Raw genomic sequence first — 15,963 nt, 5'->3', positions numbered from 1 at the left:
AGATTTTCTTACCCAATCTTGATGGGCCGGTTTTCCAGGCCAGAGGTAACAACCGCCTGCGCCAGTTCCAGCGCCTTCAGACCATCCTCGCCGGTGACGGCGACCGGGGCTTCGCCGCGCACGGCCGCCAAAAAGGCTTCCTGCTCCGCCCGCAGCGGTTCTTTCTTGGCCACCACATGGCGAATCATTCGCCCCTCGCTGACGCCGCGCAGCATACGAATGGTGTCCCAATCTTCCCCATTGGCCGTCGCATTCTCATAAAAGTATAGGTCTTGGGTCAAATAATCCACGCGGAACAGGCCAGTTTCGCCCGTTACCAACAGTTCGCGGATTTTGGTCGGCGTCAGCCAGTTGATGATCAACGTACCGATGGCCCCGTCATCCATCCGAATCAGACCGGTCAACAAATCCTCGTGGGAACTATGGATGCGCCGCTCCGTTTCAGCATAAACTCGCACGACTTCAGACCCGCTCACATAACGCATCACATCCAGATCGTGAACGGCCAGATCAATCACCACGCCCACATCCTGCACGCGGGCCGGGAAGGGTCCTTGCCGGTGGGCGTCCATCTGAAAGACGCGCCCCAACTCACCAGCAGCCAGCCGGTTTTTCAAGGCAGTGACGGCCGGGTTAAACCGTTCAATATGGCCGATCATCAGCTTAACTCCCGCCGCATCGGCCGCCTGGATAATCTGACGCGCCTCATCGCCGGTAAAAGCAATCGGCTTTTCAATCAACAAATGAATGCCCCGCTCAATAACAGCCAGGGCCACTTCCAGATGATCCACAGTGGGTACGGCAATGGTGACAGCTTCCGGTTTTTGTTCATCTAACAGACGAATGTAGTCGGTATAGCTCTCCGTGCCATAACGCCGGGCAATTTGGGCGGCAGCCGCTTCGTTGGCGTCAACCACGCCAACCAGCGTCGCCTCCGGTAATTCCGTATACACGCGGGCATGGTTGCGCCCCATAGAGCCTACGCCGATAACGGCAACTTTGGCGCTCATAGCTTGTTCACCTCACTGACAATCGTCTCTAAATCACTCTGGGAAAGCTGCGGATGCACCGGCAGCGAAATCACCTCAGTGGCTATCTGCTCGGTAACGGGCAAGGTATCGCCGCCCAACCCCATCGCCGCCAGATGGCTCTGCTTATTGGCCGGTACAGGGTAAAAAATACCCGTGCCAATGCCTGCTTCCGTCAACTGCTTGACTGCTTCATCCCGGTTACGGCCACCGTTGACGCGGACAGTGTATTGATGCCAGACATGATCGTACCCTTCCTGCACAGTCGGGGTCTTCACGCTGGTAATGTGGGCGTTTAGATAAGCGGCGTTAGCACGACGCTTGCTCGTAAACTCATCAAGGCGGTCTAACTGCGCCAGCCCAATAGCGGCGTGAAGATCGGTCATGCGAAAGTTAAAACCCAACATATCATGGTAGTAGCGGCGCTGCATCCCATGATTGCGGATCATTCGGCAGCGTTGGGCAATATCGTCATCATTGGTGGTGATCATGCCGCCTTCGGCCGACATCACATTTTTGGTGGCGTATAGGCTGAAACAACCCGTGCCAAAGCTGCCAGTCATTTTCCCTTTATAGGTGGCGCCAATAGATTGGGCCGCATCCTCAATAACCGCCAGACCATGCTGGTCAGCGATAGACATAATGGCGTCCATATCGCACGGATAGCCATAAAGATGCACTGGCATAATCGCTTTCGTGCGCGGAGTAATAGCCGCCGCCAGCAGATCGGGGTTGATGTTGAACGTCTCCGGATCAATGTCCACAAAAACCGGCTTAGCGCCTGTATAAACAATGCTGTTCACCGAGGCGATAAAGGTAAAGGGGGTGGTAATAACTTCGTCGCCAGGCCCGATACCGTGAGCCAGCAGCGCAATATGCAGGGCCGTGGTGCCGGAAGAGGCAGCCACAGCATGTTTAACGCCGCAAACAGCGGCAAACTTCTCTTCAAAAGCGGCGGTGCGCGGGCCTTGGGCCAGCATACCGGAGTCCAGGACGGCCATTACCGCCTGTTTTTCAGCTTCACCAATAAAGGGTTTGGAAATAGGGATCACGTGATTTGCTCCTTTGAGTGTTGAACATGATTATTTTACAAGTTGATCATACTCGTTAAGGGGAATAGATATTTCAGCCTGACATTGGGAACAGCGCATTAACACTGTGTTGCCAGTCTGTTCTGATTTAAATGAAGCGCGTTCTAACTTAGCGCCACAAGGACAGACAAAACCGTGCAATTTAGCCGGGTTGCCGTAAACAAGCCCGTAATCGGGGACATTTTTCGTTACCACAGCGCCAGCGCCAATCATGGCCCAACGACCGATGGTCACGCCGCAAACAATGGTTGCATGAGCGCCGATAGAAGCGCCGGTACGCACCAGCGTTTCGCTCAATATCCAGTCGTCAGCCGCTTTTAACGAACCATCGGGATTGATGGCCCGTGGCTGGCGGTCGTTGGTGAAGACGCAGTGGGGGCCGCAGAATACGCCATCTTCCAGGGTGACGCCGTGGTAAACGGAAATGCCATTCTGGATTTTGACGTTGTCGCCAATTTGTACGCCAAAGTCAATATAGACTCCTTTGCTTAGAACGCAATTCCGACCAATAACTGCACTCTCTCTTATCTGGACATGGTTCCAAATAGCAGAACCATTGCCGAGTGATGCTTTGGGGCTTACTTCTGCCGTGGGATGAATACGGATATTCATAAAGGTATACTCTGTCTAAACTATGTTATGTATCGTCTGACCAAATGATCAGCCGCTTTACCGCAAATTCCTTGTCAGCTTACATCCTTTTCAATTTTCAGCAATGGTTATTTTGTCCAACCCGCGTTGGCGGCCAATCAGTCAACAGCGATTATCGGAAATCAAAGTTCTCGCGCCGAGGCGCAAAGACGCAAAGGAAAACACCGCCGCGCCTCTGCGGGCCATCAAGTTATTTCCAATAAAGTCTAATGTAACATCTCAATCATCTGGGGAGCCTCCGGGAGGCTTGTCGTAACCGTCACGGCCGTCTCTAGCCCCGTTTACGGGGCGTCGTTGTTTAGCCTGGGGCTTTAGCTCCAGGCGCAGCAGACAGCCGGCAATGACCAGCTAAAGCGCCGGTCTATAAAACAACGCCGGGTAAACCCGGCTTTTACCTCTTTGCCACCGATTGACCCTGACATATTGAGAAGATACCGGCGGCTGATGGGGGATGGCCGAAGGCGGCAAAGAAGCCCCGCGCAGCGGCAGCCGGGACGCTGTTCCCGGCAAAAAAACCCCAAAGCGCCTGGCGCAAGTTTCTTCCGAAGAAACTTTTTTTTCTTCGGAAGAAACCGATCCGTTCTTGGGAAGAAACTTTTTTTTCTTCGGAAGAAACTCTTCGGAAGAAATTCTTCGGAAGAAACTTCCGGCAAGGAGTTCTTCCGAAGAACAGCACGGACCGATGCCCTAATTAACTGGCGACCATTACTGTCAACTTAAGACCTGACAGGTTTTCTCAGGTCTGCCGCTTAAGTTGACACTTATGAACTGGCGACATTTTCCGGGTTTTGGCCGTTCCACATCGCCACCAGCTCATTGCCGGTTTTGCCGATGTTTTCCCGGTTTTCGATCTTACCCTGGAATGCGCCCTGGGCGTTGATGGCGTTTTTCAGGGATTGGTCGGCGCGGTGGCTGATTTTGATCTTGCCCTCCAGGTCAATGGAAGGGGCATAGGTCCCCAGCCCTTCCAGTTTCACGGACCGTCCTTGTTTGTTAAAAAAGATGACGGTGTCGCGCAGTTCCAACAAAACCTGGCGCACGCCGCTTTCGTTTAGCCCGGTGCTGCGGGCGATAAACTCCACCAGTTCACTGGTTTCGGCCGTGCGCCCCAGTTTTATCTTGGGACGATACGCATTGATAGCCTGAATTCTACTTGCCATGATAATTTACCTCCATTCACAAAAATATAAGATTTTTGTCCCCTCAACAGGTCTGGCGCCCAGACCTGCGGAAACTCGACTGTTGTGCCTGCGCCGCGCCCACTGGCAAGTGGCGCTGTCGGCGCATGGCGTCCAACCGCTGCACGTTTAAGCTGCTGCCGTTGGTCCGGCTGGGGCCGTTGGTTCGGCCGAGGCCGTTGGTCCGGCTGAAGCCGTTGGTTCGGCTGAAGCCGTTGGTTTCGACAGGCTCAACCAACTCTGCCGCGCTTTTTTGAGAAGATACTACCTTGACAATGTTACAGTCATGCACCACAGGCGCCAGGGAATGAATTCCCTGGCTAAGACAGGGCAGTATGCTTCAGCACTATCTTTGCAGTTTTAGTGTAACTACGAAGCCGGTCATTCCCGCGAAGGCGGGAATCCACTCTGGCGATGATGATGGATACCCGCTTTCGCGGGTATGACAACCAGAGGGGGCTTAGTAGTTACGTTTTAGTACGATTTACTTTTTCGGTACGCAAGTTGCAGGTTATGTCATGCTGAACGGAGTCTTCGGCCCTGAGCAACGTCGAAGGAATGACGCCATGGCCGCCGCGGCAGCGCCACAGGTATATGACACCGGCTGTTCGTGTACCGTGTTCCGGGCATGGTTCATTCCAGGCGATATTGTGCTTTACAAATTTGGCAAGAAAGCGCGTCATGCTGAGAGCCTGTGCTGAGGCCGCCGAAGCATCCTCCGAAGCATCCCCCTCCTCTGGCGGGAGCGGGATGCTTCCCCGTTCGACGTTGCTCAGGGCCGAAGACTCCGCTCAGCATGACAACGCAGCGCAAATTTGTAAAGAAGATGTCTTGCTTGATGAACCATGCCGTGTTCCGTACTACGCTTACGGCTTACGGCTTACCACAGCTTATAGCCGCGGTATCCCTACCGCGCTTACTACCCGCCACCGGCCACCTGCGCATACCAGGCAATCGTCTCCGCCAGGCCATCGGCAAACGGCCGTTTCGCCTCAAAACCAAACAACTCCCGCGCCCGCGTCGTATCCAGCTTACGCCGTGGCTGCCCATTCGGTTTACTCGTATCCCAGACAATCCGGCCGGCAAAACCCGTCAACCCGGCAATCGTCTCCAGCAGCTCTTTAATGCTGATTTCATACGCGCTGCCCAGATTCACCGGCTCAGAACCATCATACCGCTCCGCGGCCAGCAAAATCCCCTCCGCGGCGTCCGCCACGTACAAAAACTCCCGCGTTGGCGAGCCATCACCCCAGGCCACCATATGGTCATCGCCCCGCGCCTGCCCATCCAGGCATTTGCGGATCAGCGCCGGGATCACATGGCTGCTCTCCAGGTCAAAGTTGTCGCGTGGGCCATACAGATTCACCGGCAGCAGAAAAATCGAGTTAAAGCCATACTGCTCGCGGTAGGTCTGGCTCTGCACCAGCATCATCTTCTTGGCCAGGCCATACGGCGCGTTGGTCTCCTCCGGGTAGCCATTCCACAAATCCTCTTCACGGAACGGGATAGGGGCAAACTTGGGATAAGCGCACACTGTGCCCACCGCCACAAACTTGGGCACACCGTGCAGATAGCTCTCGTGAATCAGCTGCGCGCCCATCATCAGATTGTCATAAAAAAAGGTGGCCGGATTCTCTCGATTGGCCCCAATGCCGCCAACACGCGCCGCCAGATGAATCACCATGTCAATTTGGGATTGCGGCTTGCGGCTTGCGGATTGGGGATTGTAGCCAGCGTCGCGGAACAGTTGGCGGATGGCCTCTAGTTGGGTCAAGTCGTAGTCGGCGCTGCGCGGTACAATGACCTCCGCCGCGCCACGCTGGCGCAGTTTGTCCACTACAAAGGAGCCAAGGAAACCGGCCCCGCCGGTCACAATCACCTGTTTATCTTGCCAAAAAGCACGGCCGTTCGGCCAATTCTGTTCCGTCATTCATCATCTCCCAAAAACACAACCCATTCACAATTCACAATTCACAATTCACAATTCACAATTCACAATTCCTACAGCCTGACCACACGCCCTTGCGCCGTTAGATTGCGGTGGGTCAATGCGTTGCGTGTGTCCACAATCACCGGGGCGCAGTCGGCAATGGCCTGATAATCAAAATCCCGATGGTCGGTCACAATCACCACACAATCGGCCGCAGCCAGCGTGTCAGCCGTCAGGTCCACCGATTGCAGATCAAAGCCTTCATGTGTCAGGTCGGCCACGTAAGGATCGTGGTAACTCACCACCGCCCCCCGCTCTTGCAGCAGATGGATGACATCCAACGCCGGGCTTTCACGCACATCGCCGACGTTGGGTTTGTAAGCCACACCCAGAACCAAAACCTGGCTGCCATTGACAGCCTTGCGTTCGGTGTTCAGCGCCGCGCCGACCTTGTCTACCACGTATTCCGGCATGTGGCTGTTCACGTCGCTGGCTAATTCAATAAAGCGGGCGGTGTAATTCACCGTCTTCAACTTCCAACTGAGATAATGAGGATCAATGGGGATGCAATGGCCGCCCAGCCCTGGCCCCGGCGTAAATTTCATGAAACCATATGGCTTGGTATCCGCCGCCGCCACCACTTCCCAAACGTTCAACCCCAGGCGGTCGCACATAATCGCCACTTCGTTGACCAGGCCGATGTTCACGGCGCGGAAGGTGTTCTCCAGCAGCTTCACCATTTCGGCCGTGGCCGTGCCGGAAACGGGCACAGGCTGGTCTACCACCGTGCTGTACAGCGCCAGAGCCACTGCGACGCAATCGGCCGTCACCCCGCCCACTACCTTGGGCGTCGTGCGGAAGGTGAAATCAGTCCGGCCGGGATCAATACGCTCCGGCGAAAAAGCCAGGAAAAAATCCACACCCACCTGATAGCCGTTTTCGCTCAGGCGGGGCAGAATCAGCTCATCGGTAGTGCCAGGATAGGTGGTGGATTCCAGCACCACCAGTTTGCCCGCCCCACCACCGGCCGCCATGATGCTGTCGGTGGCGCTGATAATATAAGAAACGTCTGGGTCTTTGGTTTTACGCAGCGGCGTGGGCACGCAGATAAAAATAGCGTCTACCTGGCTCAGGTCGCAGTAATCGGTGCTGGCGCGCAGTTTGCCGGCGGCCACCAACGGCCGTAACTGGCTGTCCGGCACATCCTCCACATAACTCTCCCCCTGGTTCAACATGGCGACTTTACGGCCGTCTACATCCACACCCAATACGGTAAAGCCCTCTTCAGCAAAAGCCACAGCCTCCGGCAGCCCCACATAACCCATGCCAATAATGCCAATCGTCGCCTCTCGGGCGGCAAACTTCTGTAATAATGTTTCCTTCGTAGTCACGTCTTTTTACTCCATAAATTAGAAATCAGTTTCTTGCACGCTCCGCCCTTCCGACACAACGGGCAAGGGCAAGCCAATCATAACCGCCAGGGCACAGAAATCGCCGTCCCTAAACTGCGAGACGGCCGTACCCATCACATTTGTTTTTCGATTGTAGAATGGTTGCCTTAAAGCGCCAATTACCACCCCCGTATCAACCATCGCCATCAACCTGCCGCCAACCATCAGACGTTACCATAAAAGCAACCACCCCAAAACGCCATAGTACCTTACAACCAACGAACCAACTAACCAGCTTCGCCATCCACTTTGCGCACATGCTGCGCATCCAGTTTCACCGGCTTAGGCTGGGCGCTCAGAAAGGCCAGCAGCACCTGCACCCGCTCCTTACCTGGCAGCCGGGCGTCAAAAATCGCCTCATACCCGGCCAGCGGTCCAGACACAATCCGTACCCGGTCGCCAGGCTGAAACGTTTCCGCTGTCAGCCCGCCGACCGCCTCAATCTTCTGCAAACGGCCGCGTATCTCGGCAATCAACGATTCATGGACCACCGCCGGGACGCCGCCAAACATCACCAGGCCATGCACGCCCGGCAGCCAGCGATAGGCGTCCACTCCTTCCTGCTCAATATCTAACTGCACAAAGAGATAACCGGGGAAAAACGGCCGTACCGTCGCCGAGCGTGGATTGACAGGCTTCACCCGCACAGACGGGTAATAAAACTGTACCGACTGCGCCTGTAACTGCTGGCAAACAAACTGTTCCTTATGCGGTTTAACGCGCAGCGCATACCAACGTATAGACATCATGAATCCCGACTCAGACAGGCTTTCTTGAACAGATCAATCTGGTTGCAAGTCTAGCAGGTTGTCGGAAAAGTAGAAATGGATACACGGATGACACGGATTTCTGATTGACTGACAAAACTTATCTAACAGCGGAGAACGCAGAGAGCGCGGAGGCTTTACCAGAGAAAATCTCCGCGTCCTCCGCGCTCTCCGCGGTGAAAATCTGAGATTTGTCACTCAACCAGCCTGCGCGCCATCAAGTTATTTCCGATAGAGTCTCATCACTTGCAAAATTGCAGGGATGAGACAGACAGCGTAAACAGACCGGCGATGCGCATTTTCCGACTGGCGGGCATAAGCCCCTCTTCGTGATAGTAACCACTGTTATGATAGTAATAGTAATTACCGCGGCGCGCATCTATCTTGTTCAGCAAGACGCCAGCGATATGACCATTAACGGCCGTTATCTGCTGCACCGAGTCAACCAGCGCCTGCGTGCGCGTCCGTCCCGCTTCCACAACTATCAGCGTCGTATCGGTGATCTGCGACAGCAAAACCGCATCCGTTACCACCAAAACCGGCGGGCTGTCAAAAATCACATAATCAGCCTGTTCGGCCAAAACCGCAACGAGCCGAGTCATTCGCTCCGAGGCAATCAGTTCAGCCGGAAAAGGCGGCAGTGGACCAGAAGTGAGGACACGCAGATCCGGCACATTGGTCTCCTGAAAATAGGTATCGTTGCCGTCCGGGTTCAACAGCAAATTGGTCAATCCTTCATGGTTCGTCAGGTCAAATAGGCGGTGCAAAGACGGCCGGCGCAGATCGGCGTCCACCAAAAGCGTGCGATGTCCCGCCTGAGCCAGAGCAACAGCCAGGTTGGAAGCGGTGGTTGATTTTCCCTCGGCCATATTGGCGCTGGTGACCAACATAGTCCTTAGTTCATGGATGACGCCCACATACTGAACATTGGTGCGCAGTTGACGATACGCTTCGGCCGTCGGCGAACGAGGCTCATGAATCATCACCAAACAATTTTCCCCTTCGGGCGCCTGCATCCGCGAAATATTGCCCAAAAGCGCCAGCCCCACAGACTGCTCAACGCTGGTTGGATCAGCAATGGTATCGTCCAGATACTCAATCAGGAAAATCGCTCCCACGGCCACCATCCCCCCAACAATAAGCGCCAGCAGCGTATTGGTCACTGTTCGCGGACGGACGGTCACGTCGGGTATGCGGGCATATTCGTCAATGATGATGTTATTCAGGCTGCTGGCTTCGGCGACGCGAATATCTTCAAAGTTTTGCAGGATGCGTGTATGGGTATCGCGCAGTTGAATGGATTGGTTAGAAAGGCGGTCAATCGTAGCCTGCGCCGCGCCATTGCGCTGCGCTTCGGCCAGCGCGGCGTCAATGCCCGTCAACTCTGCCCGCAGATCCAGAAGCTCGCTTTCCAGATTAGCCTTAGAATTGGCGTACCGTTCCAGTTGGATGGCTTGATTTCGTTCGGCAAAAACAGTCGGGATCTCATTAGCCAACAAAGCGGCTATACGCGGATCGGTATGCTCTACATTCAAGGAGATGAGCTGAGAGTTATTCAACAAAGAAACACGGGTATTCTTTTTCAGGTCACCCGGTTCCAACGATATCCCCAAATTGGTAATGGCCTGCGCCAGGACCTCATAGTTGGTCAACCGTTGAACGTAGGATTGCGCCAAACGTTCGCTGTACTGAAGAGAACTGAAATCTGTGCTTGTGTTGGCTGCGCCCTCAGAAATAAACAAAATAGAAGTGGCTTCGTAAACAGGGTCTTGGGCGCGGCTTATCAGGAAAGAGGCTGCCCCGGCAGCCAACGCCCCCATCACAATGAGCCACCACCAACGCCAAAGAACCGCTATATATTGCCGAATTTCCATATGACCACCCAATTTATCATTGCCAGTAACTACCTCTTTTGCCGCGTTGTCTGGCAAAAGAATATGTCATTCTGACGAGTCTTCGAGGAAGAATCCCCTTGCGGCAGGAAAAAGGGGAGTCTTCGGTTCGCAGACTCCGCTCAGACAGGTCCTGAGCAGCGCCGAAGGAATGACAACTAATTGTCGAGAGTGGCTCTGTTAACGCCTATAGGACTAAACTCACTGACTGCGCGGCAAACGAGCATAACAAAAGTCCACAGTTGAAAATGAACGAACCCCGCGCAATTGATTGGCTGCAAACAAGCTGTTGCTTTCCCGGCACGGAAAACTAGAACTAACGCTGGAATCGTTCTAACTTAAAGTGTCAGAACAACCTGGTCCGTACATAACAATACTGCTCCAACATGCCACACTGTTTTGGTTATTCAAATGTCTAACTATTTCGTAGCTGTTCACCACGGCGTCAATGAGAATACCGAGATTGAACGCAACTAAGCCGGTCATTCCCGCAAAGTTCGTAGCTGTTCACCACGGCGTCAATGAGAATACCGAGATTGAACGTAACTAAGCCGGTCATTCCCGCGAAGTTCGTAGCTGTTCACCACGGCGTCAATGAGAATACCGAGATTGAACCTAACTAAGCCGGTCATTCCCGCGAAGTTCGTAGCTGTTCACCACGGCGTCAATGAGAATACCGAGATTGAACGTAACTAAGCCGGTCATTCCCGCGAAGTTCGTAGCTGTTCACCACGGCGTCAATGAGAATACCGAGATTGAACGTAACTAAGCCGGTCATTCCCGCGAAGGCGGGAATCCACTCTGGCGATGATGATGGATACCCGCTTTCGCGGGTATGACAACCAGAGAGGGCTTAGTAGTTACGATTGAACCTGTAAATCCTCGATACGCTCGGCGTCTCGGTGGTGCAATCCCAAAGGGGCTGTATAGTTACAATATTTCTAAGGAATTGGTCCGGCTACTATAATTATTGGCTCAGGAAACAACTATAGACCTCTTTGAGGAATAGTGCAAATCAGGGTGCGCTAGAATCAGCGCTGCGTCCAATGCGCCACGCCCAATGCGCCACGCCCCACAACCCGGCTGCTTGCGCCAGCAGCAGCAGCCCCACGGCCACGCCACCGCCGTTTTGACCCGGCAGGCCAGCCAACAGCGCCCAACGGCCGTTAAACCCCAGCGTCAGCGGCAGCCCCAGCAGCGTCAGGCAGCCATAGGCCATCAAGCCAACGGCCAACGGCCGTCGCCATACCCCCAACCGGCCAACACCAGCCAACAGCAAACCAGCCGCGCGCCCGACATGAATAGACACGGCCGTTTGCCAGCCCAACGCCCCCGGCAGCAGCAAAACCAGCAACCCCGCACCGACATCCAGCAGCAGCAAACTGACCAGCAAATCATCCCAATCAGCCGCCGTCGCCGCCAACAGACCACCCAACACGGCCGTCATCAGCCCACTCCAACGCAGCCAGGTTTGGAACCCAGGATCCGCCTGCCAATCAGGGCGCACTTGCAGCCAGCTAAACAAAAAGGCCATCACCACCAACGGCGCGCCGCCAAACAAAAACGGCCGCAGCAGCGGACCCGCCTGCCGCGCCGTCGGCCGCACCCACAGCATAAATGGAAAACCGCCCACCAGAATAATGGATGCCACCGCCAACACCCGCGCCGCGCCCAATGGCAGGGCGCCCGGCGCGTCGGCCAGCCAACCGACCAACAGCAGCATAGGCAGCGCCAACAGCGCCATCATCAGGTAGCGCCAGGCGGCCATCGCCGACCTTACCCCCGCCGCTCCGTTGGCGGCGGCCACCGCCGCTCCGTTGGCGGCGCCCACTGCCAGCAGAACCGCCGCCAACACCAGGAACAACGCTCCCAGGGTCAACGGCCGTACCATCACCATCGCCGCCAGCGGCGACACAGCCGCCAGACAAGCCGGCAGGGCGTGGCGTCCTGGCGGCCAGCGCAGCGCCAGCACAAACAGCAGCCCCAGCAGCAGGAGAAGCCCCTGGAACAATGCCCGCCCTTCGTCAGTCAGCACAAAAGAAACGCCAAACAGCGGCCACTGGCTGCCGCTGGACAGCCGCAAGGCCAACCACAACGCGCCAGACGCCACCGCGCCACTGACGGCCGTCAGCCGCGCCCAGCGCTGCAATAACACGGCCGTCAGCCCCCCCAGCAGCGGGCCAATAATTAGTAAAAAGGGTCCAGAATTCATCATTGGTAGTTTGACAATGTTAGATTAGCCACCTCTGGAGACCACCGAATGAATTCGGCGGCTGCCATAAAAAGTCTGCTCAAGCAGACTATCAGAGCGGCGCTGCCAGAGTATGCTTCAGCATACTGCCCTGTTTTAGCCAGGGAATTCATTCCCTGGCGCTTGTGGTGCATGAATGTAACACTGTCCAGTTAGTCCTGGTTGACTGACAAATCTCAGATTTTCACCGCGGAGAGCGCGGAGATTTTCTCTAGCAGGTTGTCGGAAAAGTAGAAATGGATACACGGATGACACGGATTTAACGGATTGACACCAACACCATGTTTGCACTTTTGATTGTCATTCCCGCGAATGCGGGAATCCACTCTGGTGAATCAGATGGATACCCGCCTTCGCGGGTATGACATCCTCTCTGGTAGGTCTAAAAACTGCAAAGATAGTGACCGATTTTCTGGTGATTTCTCCGTAAAAATCCGTCGAATCCGTTCAATCCGTGTACCTATCCTGAGTTCTCCGACAGGCTGCTAGTACAGCCTCCGCGCTCTCTGCGTTCTCCGCGGTTAGATAAGTTTTGTCAGTCAATCAGCCAGTTAGTCAGAAGTTCAGCGTTGACAATCTTCTACCATGCCAGGAAACCTTTCGGCTCTTAGCAGCTACAGTTTATCACCGGAAGCCACAAATGCTTAACTTAATCATATTGGCTCGCCACCTGCCGCAAAATCTCGGTGATGAAGTCCGCTTTGGCGTTGGTGTAGGCGAGTGGATCGGCGCGGTATTGGGCGGCCAGGCTGGTTTTCAGACGGCCGTATGCCGCCGCCGCCTCCGGGTGGGCGCGTAAATAGTCACGGAAGCCCAGATGACGGCTGATTTCCAGGCTGCCGGCCTGATAGACGTGGATGTGGTGGGTGTGGAATGCGTCGCTGCCCTTGCGAAAGTAACGGCGGCCAGCGATGCCATGCTCGCCCCTGGCAATGTAACCCAAAGCAGCCATCTGCGGATTCAGGGCATCCACCTGGGCGATGTCCGTGACGACCGGCATGATGTCCAGGGTGGGTTTGGCCGGCAGACCAGGCACGGCCGTGCTGCCGATGTGGTGCAGGGCGACGAGGATAGGGCGGAAAACGGCCGTCAGCCGCTCCGCCTCAGCGACAAACATCTCTGCCCAGGCCGGGTCATACGGACAAATTTCTACCAGACGTTTGGCCTCTTGTCTGTCCACACTGGTCAATTTTAGCGCACCGTCACGTCGGTATATGCTTCATACGTGTTCCCGTCCAGGTCCTCCACGATGAAGCCTACCACATACTCACCAACGGCCGCGTCCAATTCTTGCCAGGTAAACATCTGGTCGCCAAACGTCAGTGTGCCGCCATCCTGGTAAGTGGTCTCGACAACCTCACCGCTGGCGTCCAGGTCCAGCCATTTCTCCAGCACAGTAAACGTGTCCCCGGTTTGCGGGATGATTTCACGCGGCGCGCCGGTACTGTCCTGGCCGGTAAAGCCAAACACCTGCCGCAGCACGCCATCGCGGAAAAAGAGCCGCGCATAGCGCGTTTCACCGCCATCGGCGTAGGTATACATCCCGTCAACCGTGTAAGTGGCGTCGGCCGGTTCCGCCCCGTAGTTTTGCGGCGACAACGCGCCCAACACCGAGTTTGTGCCGTCGCTGATGGCAAACATCAACGGCTCCCACTCAAATTCTAGTGTAAATTCCTCCTGGCCCCAGGCAGGGTAATAGACGCCATCCACCACCAGCGTTTCGCCGCTTTGCAGGTAATCGGTGTCGGCGACAAAAATGGAATTGGCGGCCTGGTCATAAAAACCGGTCCAGAAGTAGATGTAGCCGATAGCGTCGCCGCTGATGTCGGCGCTCAGCAGCACCGGCTGACCGGGCGCGGCTTCGCTGCCAGACAGAGTGATGGCGCTGATCTGGACGGCGGCCGCGCCGGGGGCGGTCACGGCCGTATTGCGGTCCGGCACAGCCAATTCGGCGGCGGTTGGTTCAAAAGCGCGGCTGGTGTAATGGTAGGCCAGATAATCGTCCCACAGGGAGGATTGGGCGAAGCGGCTGGCAATCGCCGTGTACGACTGCGGCCCGGTCAGCGGATTGCGGTACAACTGCGAATTCGGAAAATAAATGGAGATGCCGCTGGCCCCCTGCCGCTGCGGTCCATGCCGCTCCGCAATGATGGACTGGTTGATGGCCGTCAGCAGGGCGTCGCCGGCCTGGGAGACGCTGCTGTTGCGGGCTTCGCGCTGCAAAATTTGCACAAAATGGCCCAGGTCAATATAAGATGCCGGGACATCACCGCCAAACACACTGGTGAAGGATTGGGCATAGGTACGCGCCTGAGCGACGGCCGGTTGATTGGCGGTTTGCAGGGCGTAAGCCAGACTGTTGAGGCGGGTCAGTACGTTGGGGATGGCGGCCAGGTCTACGGCCGTTAACGTAATATCCTGCCCCAACTGCGTGGCGACCTGCCGCGCCGAAGGGCCGCCCAGCAGGCTGCCAAACGGCGACCCCCGCTGCAAAAACTCCGCCCGCGCGGCGTCGTCCACAATGCGCTGATCGTCCTGAATGTAACTGGCGACAATTTGCCGCCCCAAGTCGGCGCCGGTCATGTCCGGGTTGCTGGTGAGATCCGAGAGGAAGCTGGTATAGGCCCAGCCGAGCGCCGGTTCCACCTCCTGCGAGGCGACGGCGTAGCGGGCATGGGGCGCCAGGGCGCTGAACACCTCAATGTGGCTCATCAGGCAGGCGTCCATGCCGATCAGTTCAAACTGGTCCACGCCGGTCTGGCGGCGAATTTCGCCCAGCGCTTCGTCTATTTCCATCAGGTACAACTGGTCGCCTATCGCCTCGGCCAGGGGAATGCGGCTGTCGCCCGCCGCACCCGGCGCGGGGTCGCTCCAGCCGCCCGGCCAACCCATGCCATGATCCGACAAGATGAGGACGTATTTGTCGGCCGGATAAGTTTGCATGGCCCAGGTGGCGAAATCTATGAGGGTACGGCCGTCGGCCATATTCACCTCACCCAGGTCGGCCATCATCTCCGAGTTAATGCGGTTCAGGTCGTCGTCTTGGGTAATATAATAGCGCCGCGCCGATGTCCAGTCGCCATCACCCTGAAAGCCCTTCTTAAAGCGGTCCAGCTGGGCCACAATGTGCACCCGGTCGGTCGAACCAGCGCGCTCCGCCTCGTTCAGGTCCAGGAAAATGTCTTGCTCCAGGATTTTGTCGTCGGCGTCGGCGTAGAGCATGACCAGCCAGGTTTGCCCGGCCGTGCTGGCGGGCGGCGGCAGGAATGGCTCGTTGTTGGTTGTGGCTCCTTCGGCGAAAGAACCGGCCGAATTGGCCGCCGGCTGCCCGGACGAGGCGTTGTTAACCGGCGCGCTGCTGCTTGCCGGTTCGCCGTCGTCATCGCCGCCAAACAGGAACATCAGCGGCAGGCCGCACACCAGCAGCAAAATAACCAGGCCAATCAGCAGCAGGCTGGGCGGCTGGCCGCCGCCGCCGGAACCTGAGGACGAACTCGGTCTGGGTGAACTGCCGCCGCCGCCAGACGGGGGCGGCGACGCCGGGCGTTGGCGCTGCGGCGCCTCGGCGCGATCACGCGGTCCGTCGCTGGTGCTGGGCCGCCGCCGTTCCGCGCGGATGGTTTTTTTCTCGCCATCGGCCAAAAAGATAGTTACTTCGGCTGTTACCAGAAGGTGGTTCATGATTTGCTCCTGCCCGTGGAGCCGATAGGTCTCAAGAAACCTG

13 protein-coding genes are annotated in these 15,963 nt (G+C 56.3%); 1 reads left to right on the top strand and 12 read right to left on the bottom strand.

The features are described 5' to 3' along the window. Positions 1-8 precede the first annotated feature (8 nt). The 3 genes from IPM39_06850 to IPM39_06840 are packed head-to-tail and all read right to left on the bottom strand — an operon-like array spanning position 9 to position 2,731. A complete protein-coding gene (locus tag IPM39_06850) occupies positions 9-1,010 on the bottom strand; it encodes a Gfo/Idh/MocA family oxidoreductase (protein MBK8985788.1) in 1,002 nt (333 codons plus the stop codon). After that, complete coding sequence (locus tag IPM39_06845; protein ID MBK8985787.1) at positions 1,007-2,080, bottom strand: DegT/DnrJ/EryC1/StrS family aminotransferase; 1,074 nt, start codon at positions 2,078-2,080, stop codon at positions 1,007-1,009. The genes IPM39_06850 and IPM39_06845 overlap by 4 nt, the downstream gene beginning before the upstream one ends. 30 nt (positions 2,081-2,110) lie before the next feature. Further along, on the bottom strand, positions 2,111-2,731 hold the full coding sequence (locus IPM39_06840) for an N-acetyltransferase (protein MBK8985786.1): 621 nt from the start codon (positions 2,729-2,731) through the stop codon (positions 2,111-2,113). A 490-nt stretch (positions 2,732-3,221) separates the two neighbouring features. Here IPM39_06840 and IPM39_06835 point away from each other — a divergent pair, with 490 nt between their 5' ends. Beyond that, positions 3,222-3,461, top strand: a complete 240-nt coding sequence (locus IPM39_06835; protein MBK8985785.1) for a hypothetical protein — start codon at positions 3,222-3,224, stop codon at positions 3,459-3,461. 70 nt (positions 3,462-3,531) lie between these two features. Here the strand turns inward: IPM39_06835 and IPM39_06830 are convergent, their stop codons facing one another. The 9 genes from IPM39_06830 to IPM39_06790 form a co-directional block, all read right to left on the bottom strand. Then, on the bottom strand, positions 3,532-3,930 hold the full coding sequence (locus IPM39_06830; GenBank protein MBK8985784.1) for a hypothetical protein: 399 nt from the start codon (positions 3,928-3,930) through the stop codon (positions 3,532-3,534). A gap of 43 nt (positions 3,931-3,973) precedes the next feature. Further along, a complete protein-coding gene (locus IPM39_06825) occupies positions 3,974-4,186 on the bottom strand; it encodes a hypothetical protein (protein MBK8985783.1) in 213 nt (70 codons plus the stop codon). A 681-nt stretch (positions 4,187-4,867) separates the two neighbouring features. Beyond that, positions 4,868-5,878 carry a GDP-L-fucose synthase gene (locus IPM39_06820; GenBank protein ID MBK8985782.1) on the bottom strand — a complete coding sequence of 337 codons (1,011 nt, stop codon included), beginning with the start codon at positions 5,876-5,878 and terminating at the stop codon, positions 4,868-4,870. Positions 5,879-5,949: 71 nt separating this feature from the next. After that, positions 5,950-7,269, bottom strand: coding sequence for a nucleotide sugar dehydrogenase (locus tag IPM39_06815; GenBank protein MBK8985781.1), 1,320 nt, complete (start codon positions 7,267-7,269; stop codon positions 5,950-5,952). A gap of 287 nt (positions 7,270-7,556) precedes the next feature. Then, entirely contained in the window at positions 7,557-8,078 is a 522-nt protein-coding gene (locus IPM39_06810; protein MBK8985780.1) for a transcription/translation regulatory transformer protein RfaH, read from the bottom strand. A gap of 260 nt (positions 8,079-8,338) precedes the next feature. Further along, positions 8,339-9,970, bottom strand: a complete 1,632-nt coding sequence (locus IPM39_06805; GenBank protein ID MBK8985779.1) for a polysaccharide biosynthesis tyrosine autokinase — start codon at positions 9,968-9,970, stop codon at positions 8,339-8,341. A gap of 1,033 nt (positions 9,971-11,003) precedes the next feature. Beyond that, positions 11,004-12,203 (bottom strand): hypothetical protein, encoded by a 1,200-nt coding sequence (locus IPM39_06800; protein MBK8985778.1) that lies wholly within the window; start codon positions 12,201-12,203, stop codon positions 11,004-11,006. Between the two features lie 685 nt (positions 12,204-12,888). Next, the gene (locus IPM39_06795) at positions 12,889-13,356 is read right to left on the bottom strand and encodes a GrpB family protein (protein ID MBK8985777.1); all 468 of its coding nucleotides are present in this window, start codon (positions 13,354-13,356) and stop codon (positions 12,889-12,891) included. 74 nt (positions 13,357-13,430) lie between these two features. Continuing rightward, positions 13,431-15,920 (bottom strand): hypothetical protein, encoded by a 2,490-nt coding sequence (locus IPM39_06790; GenBank protein MBK8985776.1) that lies wholly within the window; start codon positions 15,918-15,920, stop codon positions 13,431-13,433. Between the last annotated feature and the right edge of the window lie 43 nt (positions 15,921-15,963).

The organism is Candidatus Leptovillus gracilis (genome assembly GCA_016716065.1).
Taxonomy (GTDB): domain Bacteria; phylum Chloroflexota; class Anaerolineae; order Promineifilales; family Promineifilaceae; genus Leptovillus; species Leptovillus gracilis.
This window is presented reverse-complemented; position numbering and strand designations above follow the sequence as displayed.